The sequence below is a fragment of the Streptomyces sp. CHD11 genome, from assembly GCF_018638295.1.
Lineage (GTDB): Bacteria > Actinomycetota > Actinomycetes > Streptomycetales > Streptomycetaceae > Streptomyces.
In genome coordinates this window covers 26,161-41,245 of record NZ_JABTTS010000042.1, presented here as the reverse complement: position 1 = coordinate 41,245, position 15,085 = coordinate 26,161, and the positions used below count along the sequence as shown (strand labels likewise).

Genomic DNA, 15,085 nt, shown 5'->3' with positions numbered 1-15,085 from the left:
ACCGGCAGTCCGCGCTCCTGCGCCACCGACAGCCGGGCCAGCACCAGCATCCCCACGCCCTCGGAGAACCCGGTCCCGTCCGCCGCGGCCGCGAACGCCTTGCACCGCCCGTCCCGCGACAGCCCGCGCTGCCGGGAGAAGCCCACGAACACACTGGGCCCGGACATCACCGTGACGCCGCCCGCCAGGGCGATGTCGCACTCGCCGCCCCGCAGGGCCTGCTCCGCCAGGTGGATCGACACCAGCGACGACGAGCACGCCGTGTCCAGCGTCATCGTCGGTCCCAGCAGCCCCAGGGTGTAGGAGATCCGGCCCGAGGCGACACTGGTGGTGCCGCCGGTGAGCACGAAGCCCTCCAGCTCCTCGGGGGCCTCCCCCGCACGGGGCATGTACTCCTGCGGGACCACGCCCACGAACACACCGGTGTCGGTGCCCTTCAGCGACGCCGGGTCGATGCGGGCGTCCTCCAGCGCCTCCCACGAGGTCTCCAGCAGCAGCCGCTGCTGCGGGTCCATCGCCAGGGCCTCGCGCGGCGAGATCCCGAAGAANGACCACGCCCACGAACACACCGGTGTCGGTGCCCTTCAGCGACGCCGGGTCGATGCGGGCGTCCTCCAGCGCCTCCCACGAGGTCTCCAGCAGCAGCCGCTGCTGCGGGTCCATCGCCAGGGCCTCGCGCGGCGAGATCCCGAAGAACTCGGCGTCGAAGTCGGCCGCGTCGGAGAGGAACCCGCCCCGTGCGAGGTATGTGGTGCCCGGCGCGTCGGGATCGGGGTCGAACAGCCGGTCGAGGTCCCAGCCGCGGTCGGCCGGGAAGTCGGTGAGGGCGTCCCGACCGTCCCGGACCAGCTCCCACAGTTCCTCAGGGGTGCCGGCGTCGCCCGGAAAACGGCCGGCCATACCAACGATCGCGATCGGCTCATGGGCAGCCGCGTCGGCGTCGCGCAGCTCTCGCTGGGCTCGCTGCAGGTCCGTCGTGACCCGCCGCAGGTACTCTCGAAGCTTCTGCTCGTTGGTGGACATTCCGGGCAGTCCTCTTTCCTTCGGACACGCAAGATCAGGCGGTGTCGAGCTCGCTGTCGATGAAGTCGAAAAGTTCGTCGTCGGAGGCCGCGGCGAGGTCCCGCTCCTCTCCGGCGTCGGCGGGCGCCGCCAGTCGGCGCAGTACTTCCTGCAGCCGCTTGGTGAGCTCACCCCGTTCGCTCTCGTCGAGCTGCACCACTGTCAGCCGGTCGAGTTCCGCCACGACCGACCGCACGGTCGTCCCTTCGGTGGGCAGAAGCTGTTCGTCCAGGAACCCGGCGAGTTCGGCCGATGTCGGGTGGTCGAACACGACGGTGGGCGGCATCCGCAGCCCGGTGGCGTTGCTCAGCCGGTTGCGCAGTTCCACCGCGGTCAGGGAGTCGAACCCGAGCTCCTTGAACGTGCCGTCCCCGTCGACCGCCTCGGCCGTGCTGTACCCGAGTACGACCGCCGCGGACTCCCGTACCAGTCGCAGGAGCTCCTTGCGCCGCTGCGCCGGGGGCAGTTCGAGGAGCCGGTCCCGCTGTGTCGTCGCGGCCGCCGGCTCCACCACCCGTCGCCGGACCGGTGTCGCCGGATCCAGGGCGGACAGCACGTCGGGCACCGCGTGACCGCTCTGCCGCAGGCGGGTCACGTCGATCGGCACCGCGACCGCCAGCGAGCGGTGGAGTGCGAGTGCGGCGTCGAACAGGGCCGGTCCCTGCTCGTCGGTGATGGCGTCCAGGCCCATCCGGGACACCCGTTCCCGGCCGGCGTCGCCCAGATGACTGGTCATCGCGCTCACCTGCTGCCACAGGCCCCAGGCGATCGACGTGCCGGGCAGTCCCATGCCGCGCCGGTGTTCCGCGAGACCGTCGAGGTAGGCGTTCGCAGCGGCGTACCCGCCCTGGCCCGCGTTGCCCAGCACGCCGGCAGCCGAGGAGAACAGCACGAACATGGAGAGATCGTGCTCCTGGGTCAGCTCGTGCAGGACCCACGCCGACCGTGCCTTCGTCCGCAGGACGGTGTCGAGGTCGTCCCGGGTCAGGGCCTCCAGTACGCCGTCGGAGAGTGCTCCGGCCGCGTGGATCACCCCGGTCAGCCGGTGGGCCGACCCGACCAGGTCCGTCAGGGCCTTGCGGTCGGTGACATCGCACGCCACCACCGAGACGTCGGCACCCGCCGCCCGCAGCTCCTCGGCCAGTTCGGCCGCTCCTTCGGCCGCCGGACCGCGCCGGCTCGTCAACAGCAGGCGGCGTACACCGTGTTCGGCCACCAGGTGCCGGGCGACGAGCCCGCCGAGCACTCCGGTCCCGCCGGTGACCAGTACCGTGCCGTCCGGGTCGAGCGGTGCGGGCAGCGTCATGACGATCTTGCCCACGTGCCGTGCCTGGCTGAGGTACCGGAACGCCTCCGGTGCACGGTGCACGGCGTACGTGGTCAGTGGCATCGGCCGGAGCGCGCCCTCGTCGAACAGGACGCGGATCTCCTCCAGCATCTCGCCCAGACGGTCCAGGCCGGCATCCATCACGTCGAACGCCTGGTAGCGCACGCCGGGGAACCGCCCGGCGATCTCCTCGGGGTCACGGATGTCGGTCTTGCCCATCTCCACGAACCGGCCGCCGCGCGGCAGCAGGGCCAGCGATTCCTCGACGTGCTCGTTCGCCAGCGAGTTGAGCACCACGTCCACGCCGCGGCCGCCGGTGGTGGAGTTGAAGTGGCCGGCGTAGCCCAGGCTGCGGGAGTCGGCGAGGTGGTCGTCGTCGAAGCCCCAGTCGCGCAGTACGTCGCGCTTGCCGGAGCTGGCGGTGCCGAACACCTCGACGCCCCAGTGCCGGGCGAGTTGCAGGGCGGCGAAGCCCATCCCGCCGGTCGCGGCGTGCAGGAGCAGCGATTCGCCCGACCGGAGCCGGGCCAGGTCGGCGAGGCCGTAGTACGCCGTCAGGTACACCACCGGAACGCCGGCGGCCTGCGCGAAGGAGAGCTTCTTGGGCATCGGGACGACGAGCCTGCGGTCGGAGACGGTGACCGACCCCAGGCCGCCGGTGAACAGGCCCATCACCCGGTCGCCCGGCAGCAGTCCGGTGACCCCGGGACCCACCTCGCGCACGATTCCCGCGCCCTCGCCCAGTGACGACCACTCGTCGCGCGCCACCATGCCGAGCTCCAGCAGGACGGCCTTGAAGTTCAGGCCCCCCGCCCGTACCTCGATCCGCACCTCGCCCGTCTCCAGGGGGCGCAGCATCTCGGGGCAGGCGCTGAGCGACATCCCGTCGAGTTCACCGCGGTAGGTGAGGGACAGCTGCCACGGCTGGTCCCGCGGCGCCACCAGCGCCGGTGACGCGGACGCGCGGACGAGTCGCGGCACCGCGCCGAGTCCACCGCGCAGGACCAGCTCCGGATGGCCGGCGGCCATCGCGGCGGGCAGCGCGCTCCGCGTGAACGGATGGTCGTCGGCGTCGATGTGGCGCAGCCGGCCGGGGTGTTCGGTACGCGCGGTGCGCAGCAGACCGGAGACGGCACGGTGGGTGAGGTCGTCCGTCCGGGTGAGCACGGTGAGCGGGACCTTGTCGAGGTGCTCCTCGGCGAGCCAGTCCCGCACCACGTCGAGCGTGCGGGCGACGACGTCTTCGAGGTCTCCGGTGGGGCAGGCCCACAGGGCGGCCGTCGTCGGCGACGACGGGTCCGGGCGGTCCCGGCCGTCGGCCGCGAGTGTGACCCAGCCCTGTTCCGCGGGCGGGTCCGGCAGTTCGACCGGCGCCAGGTCCAGGCTGAACAGCGACGAGAGGTCCGCGCGCGCCCGTCCGAGCGCCGCCGTGTCCACCGGCCGCAGCGCCAGTTCCCCGACGGAGGCCACCGGCTGTCCGGACTCGTCGGTCACCAGTACGGCGATCGAGCCGGATGCGGCCGGGGAGAGACGCACCCGGACCGTCCTGGCGCCGGTGGCGTACAGGTGCACGTCGGTCCAGCTGAACGGTATGCGGACGCTGTCCGCCTCGACCAGGCCCGCCGCGTGCAGCGAAGCGTCGAGCAGCGCGGGGTGCAGTCCGAAGCCGGTGGTCTCCTGTTCCTCCGGCAGCTCGACCGACGCGTAGACCACGTCTCCGTCCTGCCAGGCGGCGTGCAGGCCCTGGAAGGCCGGGCCGTAGGTGTAGCCGCGGTCGGCGAGGGACGCGTAGAACCCGTCCACCGGCACGGCTGTCGCGTCCGGTGGCGGCCAGGAGGCCAGGTCCCCGGGTTCCGCGGGCTCTTCGGCGGTCAGGACGCCGTCGGCGTGCCGGGTCCAGTCGTCCTTGCCGCTCGGGGCGGTGTGCACGCTCACCGGCCGGCCGTTCCCGGTGTCCGGGCCGACCAGTACCTGAAGGTCCAGGTCGGCGTCGAGGACGACCGGTGCGTGCATGGTCAGCTCGGCCAGGTGCCCGCGGCCGACGCGGTCCCCGGCGTGCAGGGCGAGTTCGACCATCGCCGTGCCGGGCAGGAGCACCGAGTCGCCGATCCCGTGGTCGGCCAGCCAGGGCTGGGCGGTGCGGGAGAGCCGTCCGGTGAGGACGAGCGTGTCCGCGTCCGCCGTGCGCAGGGCGGCGCCGAGCAGCGGGTGGTCCGCCGGCCGCAGGCCCAGCGCGGCGGTGTCACCGGTCCCGGCGGTCTCCTTCAACCAGTAACGAGAGCGCTGGAACGGGTACGTCGGCAGCTCCGCCCGGGTGGCCGGGATGTGCCAGTCGACGCCGACGCCGTGCACGTACGCCTTGGCCAGCGCGGCGCGGAAGCGTGCCGGTCCGCCGTCGTCCCGGCGCAGCGAGTCCAGGACGGCCACGTCGGGGATCTCCGCCTCCTCGGCCGTCGCAGCGATGGCGGTCGTCAGCCCGGGGTGCGCGCTGACCTCGACGAACACCCGGTGTCCCTGGTCGAGGAGCGAGCGGGTGCCCGCAGCGAAGTTGACGGTGTGGCGCAGGTTGCGCACCCAGTAATCGGCGTCCAGTTCCGGGCCGGCCAGTATCTCGCCGGTGACCGTCGAGTGGAACGGGATCCGGGTGGAGCGGGGGGTGATGCCGGCCAGGGCCGTGACGATCTCGTCCCGCAGGGCCTCGACGTGCGCCGAGTGCGAGGCGTAGTCCACGGGGATGAGCCGCGCGCGTACGCCGTCGGTCTCGCAGTCCGCGACGAGAGCCTCCAGTCCGGCGACCGTGCCGGACACGATGGTGCTGCCGGGCCCGTTGACCGCAGCGATCTCCACCGCGCCGTCGTACCGCTCGATCCGCACCGCCGTCTCGGCGGCGGAGAGCTGCACGGACCCCATGCCGCCGGTGCCGGCGAGGCGGGTGATGGCCTTGCTCCGCAGGACGACGACGGCGGCGGAGTCCTCGAGGGAGAGCGCGCCGGCCACGTACGCGGCGGCGATCTCGCCCTGGGAGTGGCCGATCACGGCGTCGGGGGCCACCCCGTGGTGCTTCCACAGCGCGGCCACGGAGATCATGACGGCCCACAGGGCGGGCTGTACGACGTCCACCCGGTCGAGCGGCCCGGCGAGTTCGTCGAGGAGGTTCCAGTCGACGTGGGGGGCGAGGGCGGCGGCGCAGCCGTCGAGCTGCGCGCGGAAGACGTCGGACTCGCGGTACAGGTCCAGTGCCATGCCGGACCACTGCGAGCCCTGCCCCGGGAAGACGAGCACCGTCTTGCCGTGCGGGCGCGCGGTGCCGAGCAGGACGTCCGGGTACGGCCGCCCGTCGGCGAGTGCCCGCAGTCCCGGCAGCGGGTCGTCGCCGGTCACGGCCGCGCGGTGGAGCAACCGCGGGGCGCAGGTGGCGAGCGCGGCGGCCACGGGCGCGTCGGGGCGTGCGGTGATGTGGGCGTGCAGCTGCTCCGCCCTGGCCGCGAGCGCCGTCGTCGAGGAGGCGGACAGCAGCAGCGGAACCGCCGCGTGCGCGGGCGCCGGCTCCGGAGCCTGTCCGGCCTGCGGTACGGGCTCGGGTCCGGGCGCTTGCTCGATGATCAGGTGGGCGTTGGTGCCGCTGATCCCGAAGGCCGACACCGCGGCCCTGCGGGGCCGGCCTGTCTCGGGCCAGGCCCGTGCCTCGGTGAGCAGTTCCACCGGGCCGGACTCCCAGTCCACGGCGGGTGTCGGCTCCTCCACGTGCAGCGTCCTCGGCAGCAGACCGTGCCGGAGCGCCTGCACCATCTTGATCACACCGCCGACACCGGCTGCGGCCTGGGAGTGCCCGATGTTGGACTTCAACGACCCCAGCCACAGGGGCTGTTCCGCGGACCGTTCCCGGCCGTAGGTCGCCAGGAGGGCCTGCGCCTCGATGGGGTCGCCGAGACTGGTTCCGGTGCCGTGCGCCTCCACGGCGTCCACCTCGGCCGGGGCGAGGCCGGCGTCGGCCAGGGCACGGCGGATGACCCGCTGCTGGGACGGTCCGTTCGGCGCGGTCAGGCCGTTGGAGGCGCCGTCGGAGTTGACCGCGCTGCCCCTGATCACGGCGAGGACGGGGTGTCCGAGCCGCACGGCGTCCGAGAGCCGCTCCAGCACCAGCATGCCCGCGCCCTCGGACCACCCCGTGCCGTCCGCCGCCGCCGAGAACGCCTTGCACCGGCCGTCCTCGGCCAGTCCGCGCTGGCGTGAGAAGTCCACGAACGTATCGAGGCTGGGCATGACCGCGGCTCCGCCGGCCAGGGCGAGTGAGCACTCCTCCGCGCGCAGGGCCCGGCTGGCCAGGTGCGTGGTGACCAACGACGACGAGCACGCCGTGTCGACGGTGAGCGTCGGCCCCTCCAGGCCCAGCAGGTACGAGATCCGGCCGGAGGCGACACTGCCCGCGCTGCCGGTCCCACCGAACCCGTCACCACCCTGTCCGGACTCCTCGGCACCGAGTCCGTAGTGCTGGCCGCTGTGGCCCATCAGCCCGACGAAGACTCCGGCGTCGCTGCCCCGCAGGGACTGCGGGTCCATCCCGGTCCGCTCCAGGGCCTCCCATGCGGTCTCCAGCAGCAGTCGCTGCTGGGGGTCCATCGCCAGGGCCTCCCTCGGGGAGATCCCGAAGAACTCGGCGTCGAACTCGGCGGCCTCGTACAGGAATCCACCGCCACGGGCGTAGAAGCTGCCCGGCACGCCGGGGTTCGGGTCGTACCGGCCGTCGATGTCCCATCCCCGGTCGGTCGGGAAGTCCCCGATCGCGTCCCGCCCGTCGGCAACCAGCTCCCACAGCCCGTCGGGCGAGACGACTCCGCCCGGGAAGCGGCACGCCATACCGACGATCGCGATCGGCTCGACGGCGGCCCGCTGCATCTCGTGCAGACGGTCACGGGTCTCCTGCAACTCCCCGACGGCCTGCTTGAGGTAGTTGCGCAGCCTGGCCTCGTTCTCCATCGTCCCGTTGCTCCTCCGGTCGAATACTCGGCTTCGTCAGTTAAGCGTGCGCAGGTGGCGGTCAGCCGGGTTCGAGAGCCTCAGATCGGGCGGCAAAACTGGCTCCCCGGACCAACGGCCGAACCGTGGTCAGCCGACGGACTGGCAGAGTCTGCGCATGTCGCGTCCGACCAGTGCTCCGGCGGGCGCGGCGGGCGTGGCCGGCTCGAGGGTCATCCTGCTGACGTGCTGCTGGCCCGCCCCCCAGCCAGGGCGTCTGACGAACAGTTCCGGCCGGGCCGCGACGACCACCAGCACCGGCATCGGCATCGGCGGGTCGAGGAGATCCTCGATGGTCTCCAGTACAACGTTGTCGGCCAGGTGCAGATCGTCGACGAACACCACGAGGGGGCGTGGCCCGGCGGGCATCGTCGTTTCCGGTGCGGTCATGAACCCGCCCTGGCCGAGCCGCACGGTCGCCGCGTTCTCCACCCGCCGTTCGAACTCCTCGAGCAGCGGTGTCTTCCCGATCCCCGGGCCACCCAGCACCAGGACGAGATGCGGGCGCGCGCGGTGCCGGACACGCTCCAGCAGGCTGCTCAGTATGGCGAGTTCGGGTTCACGGTCGAGGGCCGTGGGCTGGGCGGCCGCCTCGTGGCACCGTCCCCTGACGGTCCAGCGCGAACGCGGCCCGTCCTCCCGGCCGTAGCTGATCGCCGAGGCCGTCAGCCTCCTGGTGCGGTCGCAGACCACGATCTCCGTGGACTCGGCGAACCGGAGCAGGGACTCGCAGCCGACGAGGAGGGATCCCCTGACGGGCAGCGGCCCCGGATGGGGCTCACCGGGACGGGCGGGAACGTCCTTCGTCGACACGGCGACCCGCAGCTCGGGCCGCTCGCCGTCCGACAGGTCGAAGCAGATCCGCTGCCGCAGCGACATCGTGGCGCGGACCGCCCGTCCGGCGGCCCGGTCGGTGACGCCCTCCTGCGGGGACACGGGCTTGAACAGGGCGAGCGTGACCGAGCCGGTCGCCCCGGCGATGACACCACCGAACCGCTCCACCTCTTCCCGCACCGTTCTCGCGGTACGTTCCATGGCCTCTCCGAGGTCGGCACCCCGGTTTCCGGTCCCGAAGTCCGTGCGGATCAGCACGGCGCTGACGCTGTCTCCGGCACGGCCGTCCGCCTGCGGAGCGGACGGGGGGACGAAGCCCTCGCGCTGCTCCGGCCCGGAGCAGGACCCGGAGATCACCACCGGTCGCACCGGCCCGACGGGGGCCGCTATGGACGGGTCGTGCACCAGGACCGCGTGCTGCAGCAGCCGAAGCTCCCGGCCGGGCTCCAGACCGATCTGCCGGGACAGTCGCTGCCGCACCCTGCGGTAGACGGCGAGAGCGTCGGCCTGCCTGCCGCTGCGATAGAGCGCGAGCATCAGCTGACTGCACGCCCGCTCCCGCAGCGGTTCGGCCGTGACCATCGCCTCCAGGGCGCCCAGGACGGCCTGGTGACGGCCGTTGGCCAACTCGGCCTCGTAGTAGTCCTCCATGACGTCCAGCCGGGCGCTCTGCAGCTCCGTCAGTTCCGTCCAGGAGTGACCGGCCTCCACCAGGTCGGCCAGTGCCGGCCCGCGCCACAGGGCCAGTGCCTCGCGCAGGATGACCGCCGCCGCGCCGGGCCGGCCGGCCGCCAGCTCCGCGCGGCCCGCCTCTGCCTCGCGGTGGAACCGGAACATGTCGACCTGCTCCGGGCCCACCTGGAGCTGGTACCCGTGCGGGCATGTCAGCAGGGCCGGCGGACGGTTGTCCGCCCGGGTGTGCTCGGCGAACACGACCCGCAGGCCCCGTACGGCGTTCTGCAGGATCTTCCTCGCCGTCGGCGGGGTCTCCTCGCTCTTCCACAGTCCTTCCAGGAGTCTGCTGGTCGCCACCTCGCGGTTGGCGTTGAGCAGCAGCAGACCGAGTGTGGCCCGGCGCCGGTCTCCGCCGAGCGCGATCGGTGTCTGGTCGACCATCAGTTTTAACGAGCCAAGCACCAGCAACTGCAAGGAAGCCCCCGTATATCGTTCGTGTTCCCGTCAGGCCGGCGACAGATCGCTGTCTACAGCCACTCCGCTTCCGGACCACCGACCAGCGGTTCCGGAGCGAAGACGCGCATCGTGGTCGGCGGGTCCTGTCGGACGGCCTCCAGGTGCAGGCACTCGGTCCCCTCCGGCGGTGCGAACGGGACGAGACAGGCGCATTCCGCGGCGGTGAACCCCGCGAACCGGTACGCCACCTCCATCATCCGGTTGCGCTCGGTGCGCTTGAAGTCGGCGACGAGGTGTACACCGGCCCGCGCGGAGGCGTCGGTGAGCCACCGCAGCAGCACCGCGCCCGCGCCGAACGAGACGACACGGCACGAGGTCGCCAGCAGCTTGATACGCCAGGCCCGCTGAGTCTTCTCGATCAGCATGACCCCGACCGCGCCGTGCGGTCCGAAGCGGTCGGCCAGCGAGACCACGAGCACCTCGTGACGCTCGTCGGACAGCAGCGAGCGCAGCGCGGCATCGGAGTAGTGCACGCCGGTCGCGTTCATCTGGCTGGTCCGCAGGGTCAGTTCCTCGACCCGGGTGATCTCCTCGTCCCTGGCCTTCCCGATCCGCATCACCAGGTCGAGCGAGCGCAGGAACTCCTCGTCGGCGCCCTCGTGCTTCTCCCGCTCCAGCTCGCGCTCGAAGCCGGCCTGGTACATCTCACGGCGTCGACGGGCGTCGACCGTGACCACCGGCGGGTCGAACTCGGGCAGACCGAGCAGCGTGTCGGCGTCCTCGGCCGGGTAGCACCGGACGTCGGGGAGGTGGTACTCGACCTCGGCGCGCTCGGTCGGCAGGTCATCGATGAACGCGATCGTCCTCAGCGAGAAGTTCAGCCGCTCGGCGATCCTCCGCACGGACTCGGACTTGGGGCCCCAGTTGATGTGCGGCAGGATGAAGTACTCGGCGAGGCCCAGCTCCTCGAGCCGTGCCCACGCCTCGTCGTGGTCGTTGCGGCTCGACACGGCCTGGAGCACTCCACGCGCGTCAAGTTCGGTGACGATCTTGCGGATCGTCTCGTCGACCTCCACATGGCCGTCCTCGACGAGCGTGCCCTTCCAGAGGGTGTTGTCGAGGTCCCAGACCAGGCACTTCACGATCTGTTGAGATTTGGACATGCCAACTCCATTCCATGCGGACCGGTCAGGCCACCGTCGAGGCCGCGTGCTCGGCGAGGATCAGCTGGCAGATCTCGTTGCTGCCCTCAATGATCTCCATCAACTTCGCGTCGCGATAAGCCCGTTCCACCACGTGCCCGCCCGCCGCGCCCGCGGAGGCGAGGACCTGCACCGCCGACGCCGCGCCACGGGCGGCGTTCCCGGCCGCGACGTGTTTGGCGAGGACCGACGCGGGCACCTGCTCGGGTGAACCGCTGTCCCAGCTGTGGCTCGCCCGCTCGCAGGCGAACGTCGCCGTCCGTTCCGCCGCGTAGAGCTCGGCCAGGTGCCTGGCGACGAGCTGGTGCCGCACCAGGGGCTGGCCGAACTGCTCGCGGTTCCCGGCGTGCCGGGCGACCGCCGTGACGCAGGCGCGGAGAATCCCGACGCATCCCCAGGCCACCGAAAGACGGCCGTAGGTCAGCGCGATGGTGATCAGCATGACGACCGGCTGGCCGGCCACCGCGAGCAGGTTCCCCGCGGGCAGCCGCACGTCCTCGAGGACCACGGTCGCGTGCCCGGCCGCGCGGCAGCCGAGAGGGTCGGCCACCTTCGTCACCCGGACCCCGGGAGCCGACGCGGGCACCACGACAGCGGCGCCCCCGCCCGCGTACCGGCCGAACACGATGATCCAGTCGGCGTAGGCGGCGACCGTGATCCAGGTCTTGGTGCCGTTGACGACGACCTCGTCGCCCTCCCGCCGGATCTCGGTGCTCATCGCGGCGAGATCGCTCCCGGCACCCGGCTCGCTGAACGCCACCGCGGCCAGGTCACCGCCGGTGAGCCGGCTCATGTACTCCGCCCGCTGCGCCTTGTCGCCGAACCGCTGGATCGTCCACGCGGCCATCCCCTGGGAGGTCATCACACTGCGCAGCGAACTGCAGAGCGCGCCGGTGTGCGCGGTGAGCTCCGCGTTGTCGGTACCGGACAGGCCGAGGCCGCCGAACACCGGGTTCACCTCGGCGCACAGCACGCCCTTGGAGCCCAGCCCTCTGAGGACGCCGATCGGGATCTCGCCCGCCACGTCCCACTCGCTCGCGGCGTCGGCGACCGTTTCCGTCACCAGCGCGGTCAGGGCATCAAGCATCTATGACACCACCGCGCAGCCGGGTCACCAGTGTGCTCATGGTCCGCACCGTGCGGAAGTTGTCCATGGCGAGGTCGCCCCTCTCCACGGCGACGCCGAACGTGCTCTCCACGAACACCACCAGTTCCATCGCGAAGAGCGAGGAGACCGCGCCCGAGGTGAACAGGTCCACCTCCGGCTCCCACGTCCTCTTGGTCCTCGCCTCGAGAAACTCTCCGATGCGCTGCTCGATGGCGGCCACGGACAGCTCGGTTGTCGAGTCCGTCATGAGAAGTCCCCTTCTTGTTCTTGGTGCACCTTGTTCTTGCGCAGCAATGTGATGCCGTCCGCCATGACGAGCAGGGAGAGTTCCACTCTGCTGTCATCGAGCAGCGAGGCGTTGAGTTCACGGATGGCCCGGGTGTCGGGATCGTCCGCCTCCGGATCGGCGACCCGGCCGAAGTACAGCGTGTTGTCGAGCACGATCAGGCCGCCGGGGCGCAGATGCGTCAGCGCCTCTTCGTAGTACCGCGCGTAGCTCGTTTTGTCGGCGTCGATGAAGACCAGGTCGAAGGTCTGCGGACCGCGTTCGGAGAGCAGGGTCCCCATGGTCTCCGCGCCGTCCCCGAGCCGCAGTTCGACGCGGTCGCCGACCCCCGCGCGCTCCCAGTACCGCCGGGCGACCCTGGTCCAGCGCTCGCTGATGTCGCAGGTGACGATCTGCCCGCCGGGCGGCAGCGCCCGGGCCATGCACAACGTGCTGTAGCCGGTGAACGTGCCGATCTCCAGCACCTGGGAGGCGCCGGTCAGTCCGACCAGCATGGAGAGCAGCTGCCCCTCCTCGGGCATGGTCACCATGGCGTTCAGCGCCGGCATGGACGCCGTCTCGGCAACCAGCTCGCGCAGGATCTCGTCGTCCCGCAGGGACACCGACTGCACGTAGTCGAGCAAGCGCTCGTCGATCTGCACCTGACCGGCCATCAGTGGGCTCCGTATTCGTAGAAGCCACGTCCGGTCTTGCGACCGTGATTGCCCTCAGCGACCATCCGCAGGAGCAGCTCGCTCGGGCGGCAGCCTTCGTCTCCGGTGCGCTCGTGCAGCACCAGGAGGGAGTCGACAAGGTTGTCGATCCCGATCAGGTCGGCGGTCCTCAGCGGACCCGTCGGGTGTCCCAGGCAGCCTTCCATCAGGGCGTCGACGTCCTCGACGCCGGCCCGGCCCTCCTCGACGACGTTCGCCGCGTCGTTGATCATCCGGTGCAGTACGCGGCTGGTGACGAAGCCCGGTCCGTCGGCGACCACGATCCCTTTCCGGTCCAGGATGGACAGGAGGTCACGGACGGACGACATCGCCGCCTCGCCGGTGCGCGGACCGCGGATCACCTCGAGCGTGCCGATGAGGTACGGCGGATTCATGAAGTGGACGCCGACCAGGCTCTCGGGGGAGGAGACCTGGCCGGCGAGTTCATCGACAGGGATGGACGAGGTGTTGGTGACACGCAGCGTCCCAGGCGCGACCGCGGAGGCGATCTCCCTGTGCACCTTGGCCTTCAGCTCCGCGACCTCGGTGATCGCCTCGATCACCCAGGTCGCGTCCGCCGCCACCACCGCGGACTCGGCGACCTGCAGCTCACCGATCGGTCCGCCCCGCGGCAGGGCTCCCATCATGTGGGCGAGCCGGAGCTCGCCGCGGACGCGCTCATGTGCCGTACCCAGCCGCGCCTGGTCCACGTCCACCAGCGTGACCGGCACTCCTCGTCCGACGGCGAGGGTCGCGATACCGATACCCATGACTCCTGCGCCGAACACCGCGAGCCGCGGCGCACCCCTGTTGTCCGTCATCGGCCGATCACGCCCGGCCGCCCCGGAACAGGGGAGGGCGATACCGGCTCCCGACTGATGTCACGAACGACAGACCCGCTCATAACTACCTCAGCTTTACGTTCAGAGGGATTTCGGAGGAAAATTGTCCATGATTGCGGAAACACGCACGCTGCGGCGGACACGCGCACACGTGAATACACCGTCAGGTCGGCATTCGCACAACCATCACAACGGCAACGATAAACGGTACCCACCAGGATGACTTTCAGGAGTACCGGCTCCGAGGAGCATATCCCGTAATTATTTCGTATAGGTGTCCCCACGTACAACACGCCCCGGCGCAATCGCCTCAGGACGCACCGTGCCGGTTGGTCGAATGGCACGAGGACCGACCCGTGGTGATGCGCCCCCCCAATAGTGTGCAGCAAACGTTGAACCATTGGATCGCTGTAGCAGTCCAATGGCTAAAAGCCTGCGTCATAAACGGGCCAGGATCCAGTCCATGAACCACTCCACAAGCTGCACTTCCACTTGATGAGCACCGCCACCCCCTGGCCATGTACACATGGCTGCATCGGAGAATGGCAGCACATCCGTGCAGCCGAGCACGAGCGAACACACGGATGCCGGCAGGCACCCGGGAGGGCCATCTGCCGGCAGGCTGAAATCAGCGGTCCTTACACGTCCTCGTCGAGATTGGCTTCCTTGACCAGATAGCCGAACTGGAATCTGCTCGTCGCACCGAACATCTGCATGACCTGACCTATGTGTTTGCGACAGGTACGGACCGACACGCCAAGACGCCGGGCAATGGCCTCGTCCTTGACGCCGGAGATCAACATCTTGACGATCTCCTGCTTCATGTCACGACTGATGACCTCCGTTTCGGCCCGGCGGATGTCGAACTCCTTGGCGGTCGCCCAGACATGCTCGAAACAGGAGTACAGAAAGTTGACGAGCGAACTTTCCTGGACGACCACGGCACCGCCCTCCTCGTCGCTCAGGAGGATGTAAGCCGTGGCACGGTCGAAGATGAAGAGGCTGCCGAAGAGCGCCCCCGCCGTGCGCACCTCGGCACCGGACTCGGTGAGCTTCGCCGCGCGCTCACGGAACGGCATGTCGAACCGAGCGGTGTGCTGGTACAGAACCCGCAGGCAGACGCCGCGATCGAGCATCTCGAGTTCCCGGTTCCGCGCCTCGCCCAGCTCCTCGACCGACCACCCGCTCCCCGGTTGCATGCAGAGGACTTCGCGCGAACTGTTCGCCGCCGCGCGGGAGAGGAGCAGCCCGACGGCCTCACGGGATCTCACGATGTCGAACGAATTCGCGACCTGGCTGCCGAACCTGCTCGACTGGAACAGCACCGACATGCGCGCGAGGTCGTCCCGGAGCCGGCCGATGGCGACCTTCCGTTCGAGCAGCTCCAGTTCACTCCTGGTCAGGAGCTGGAACGAGGCGGCACTCGGATCTACCGGGACATACCGGTCACCCTGATTGTCCGGCGGCTGAACGAGGCGGAGCTCCAGGAGCTTGGTGACGATCTCCTCACCCTCACCAGGACCATCGAGGTCCCACTCCTTCGCCACATCCTCGGCAGAGAAGTCGTCCCTGCCCAAACTCCATT

At 70.6% G+C, this 15,085-nt stretch carries 8 protein-coding genes and 1 pseudogene; all 9 read right to left on the bottom strand.

Annotation, left to right across the window (positions count from 1 at the left end):
* Positions 1 to 1,023 (bottom strand): annotated as a pseudogene (locus tag HTV45_RS31240) (beta-ketoacyl synthase N-terminal-like domain-containing protein); the annotation flags it as partial.
* A 34-nt stretch (positions 1,024 to 1,057) separates the two neighbouring features.
* On the bottom strand, positions 1,058 to 7,366 hold the full coding sequence (locus HTV45_RS31235) for a type I polyketide synthase (protein WP_215209276.1): 6,309 nt from the start codon (positions 7,364 to 7,366) through the stop codon (positions 1,058 to 1,060).
* A 129-nt stretch (positions 7,367 to 7,495) separates the two neighbouring features.
* Positions 7,496 to 9,355, bottom strand: coding sequence for a BTAD domain-containing putative transcriptional regulator (locus tag HTV45_RS31230; protein ID WP_215209275.1), 1,860 nt, complete (start codon positions 9,353 to 9,355; stop codon positions 7,496 to 7,498).
* Between the two features lie 86 nt (positions 9,356 to 9,441).
* Entirely contained in the window at positions 9,442 to 10,533 is a 1,092-nt protein-coding gene (locus HTV45_RS31225; protein ID WP_215209274.1) for an HAD family hydrolase, read from the bottom strand.
* 25 nt (positions 10,534 to 10,558) lie between these two features.
* The gene (locus tag HTV45_RS31220; RefSeq protein WP_215209273.1) at positions 10,559 to 11,659 is read right to left on the bottom strand and encodes an acyl-CoA dehydrogenase family protein; all 1,101 of its coding nucleotides are present in this window, start codon (positions 11,657 to 11,659) and stop codon (positions 10,559 to 10,561) included.
* Positions 11,652 to 11,927: an acyl carrier protein gene (locus HTV45_RS31215; RefSeq protein WP_215209272.1), complete on the bottom strand. Its 276-nt coding sequence runs from the start codon at positions 11,925 to 11,927 to the stop codon at positions 11,652 to 11,654. The genes HTV45_RS31220 and HTV45_RS31215 overlap by 8 nt, the downstream gene beginning before the upstream one ends.
* Entirely contained in the window at positions 11,924 to 12,619 is a 696-nt protein-coding gene (locus HTV45_RS31210) for an O-methyltransferase (protein ID WP_215209271.1), read from the bottom strand. Before HTV45_RS31210 ends, HTV45_RS31215 begins: the two co-directional genes overlap by 4 nt.
* Positions 12,619 to 13,479 (bottom strand): 3-hydroxyacyl-CoA dehydrogenase family protein, encoded by an 861-nt coding sequence (locus HTV45_RS31205; protein ID WP_215209270.1) that lies wholly within the window; start codon positions 13,477 to 13,479, stop codon positions 12,619 to 12,621. Before HTV45_RS31205 ends, HTV45_RS31210 begins: the two co-directional genes overlap by 1 nt.
* Before the next feature lie 659 nt (positions 13,480 to 14,138).
* Positions 14,139 to 15,077, bottom strand: coding sequence for a helix-turn-helix transcriptional regulator (locus tag HTV45_RS31200; RefSeq protein WP_215209269.1), 939 nt, complete (start codon positions 15,075 to 15,077; stop codon positions 14,139 to 14,141).
* Positions 15,078 to 15,085 lie beyond the last annotated feature (8 nt).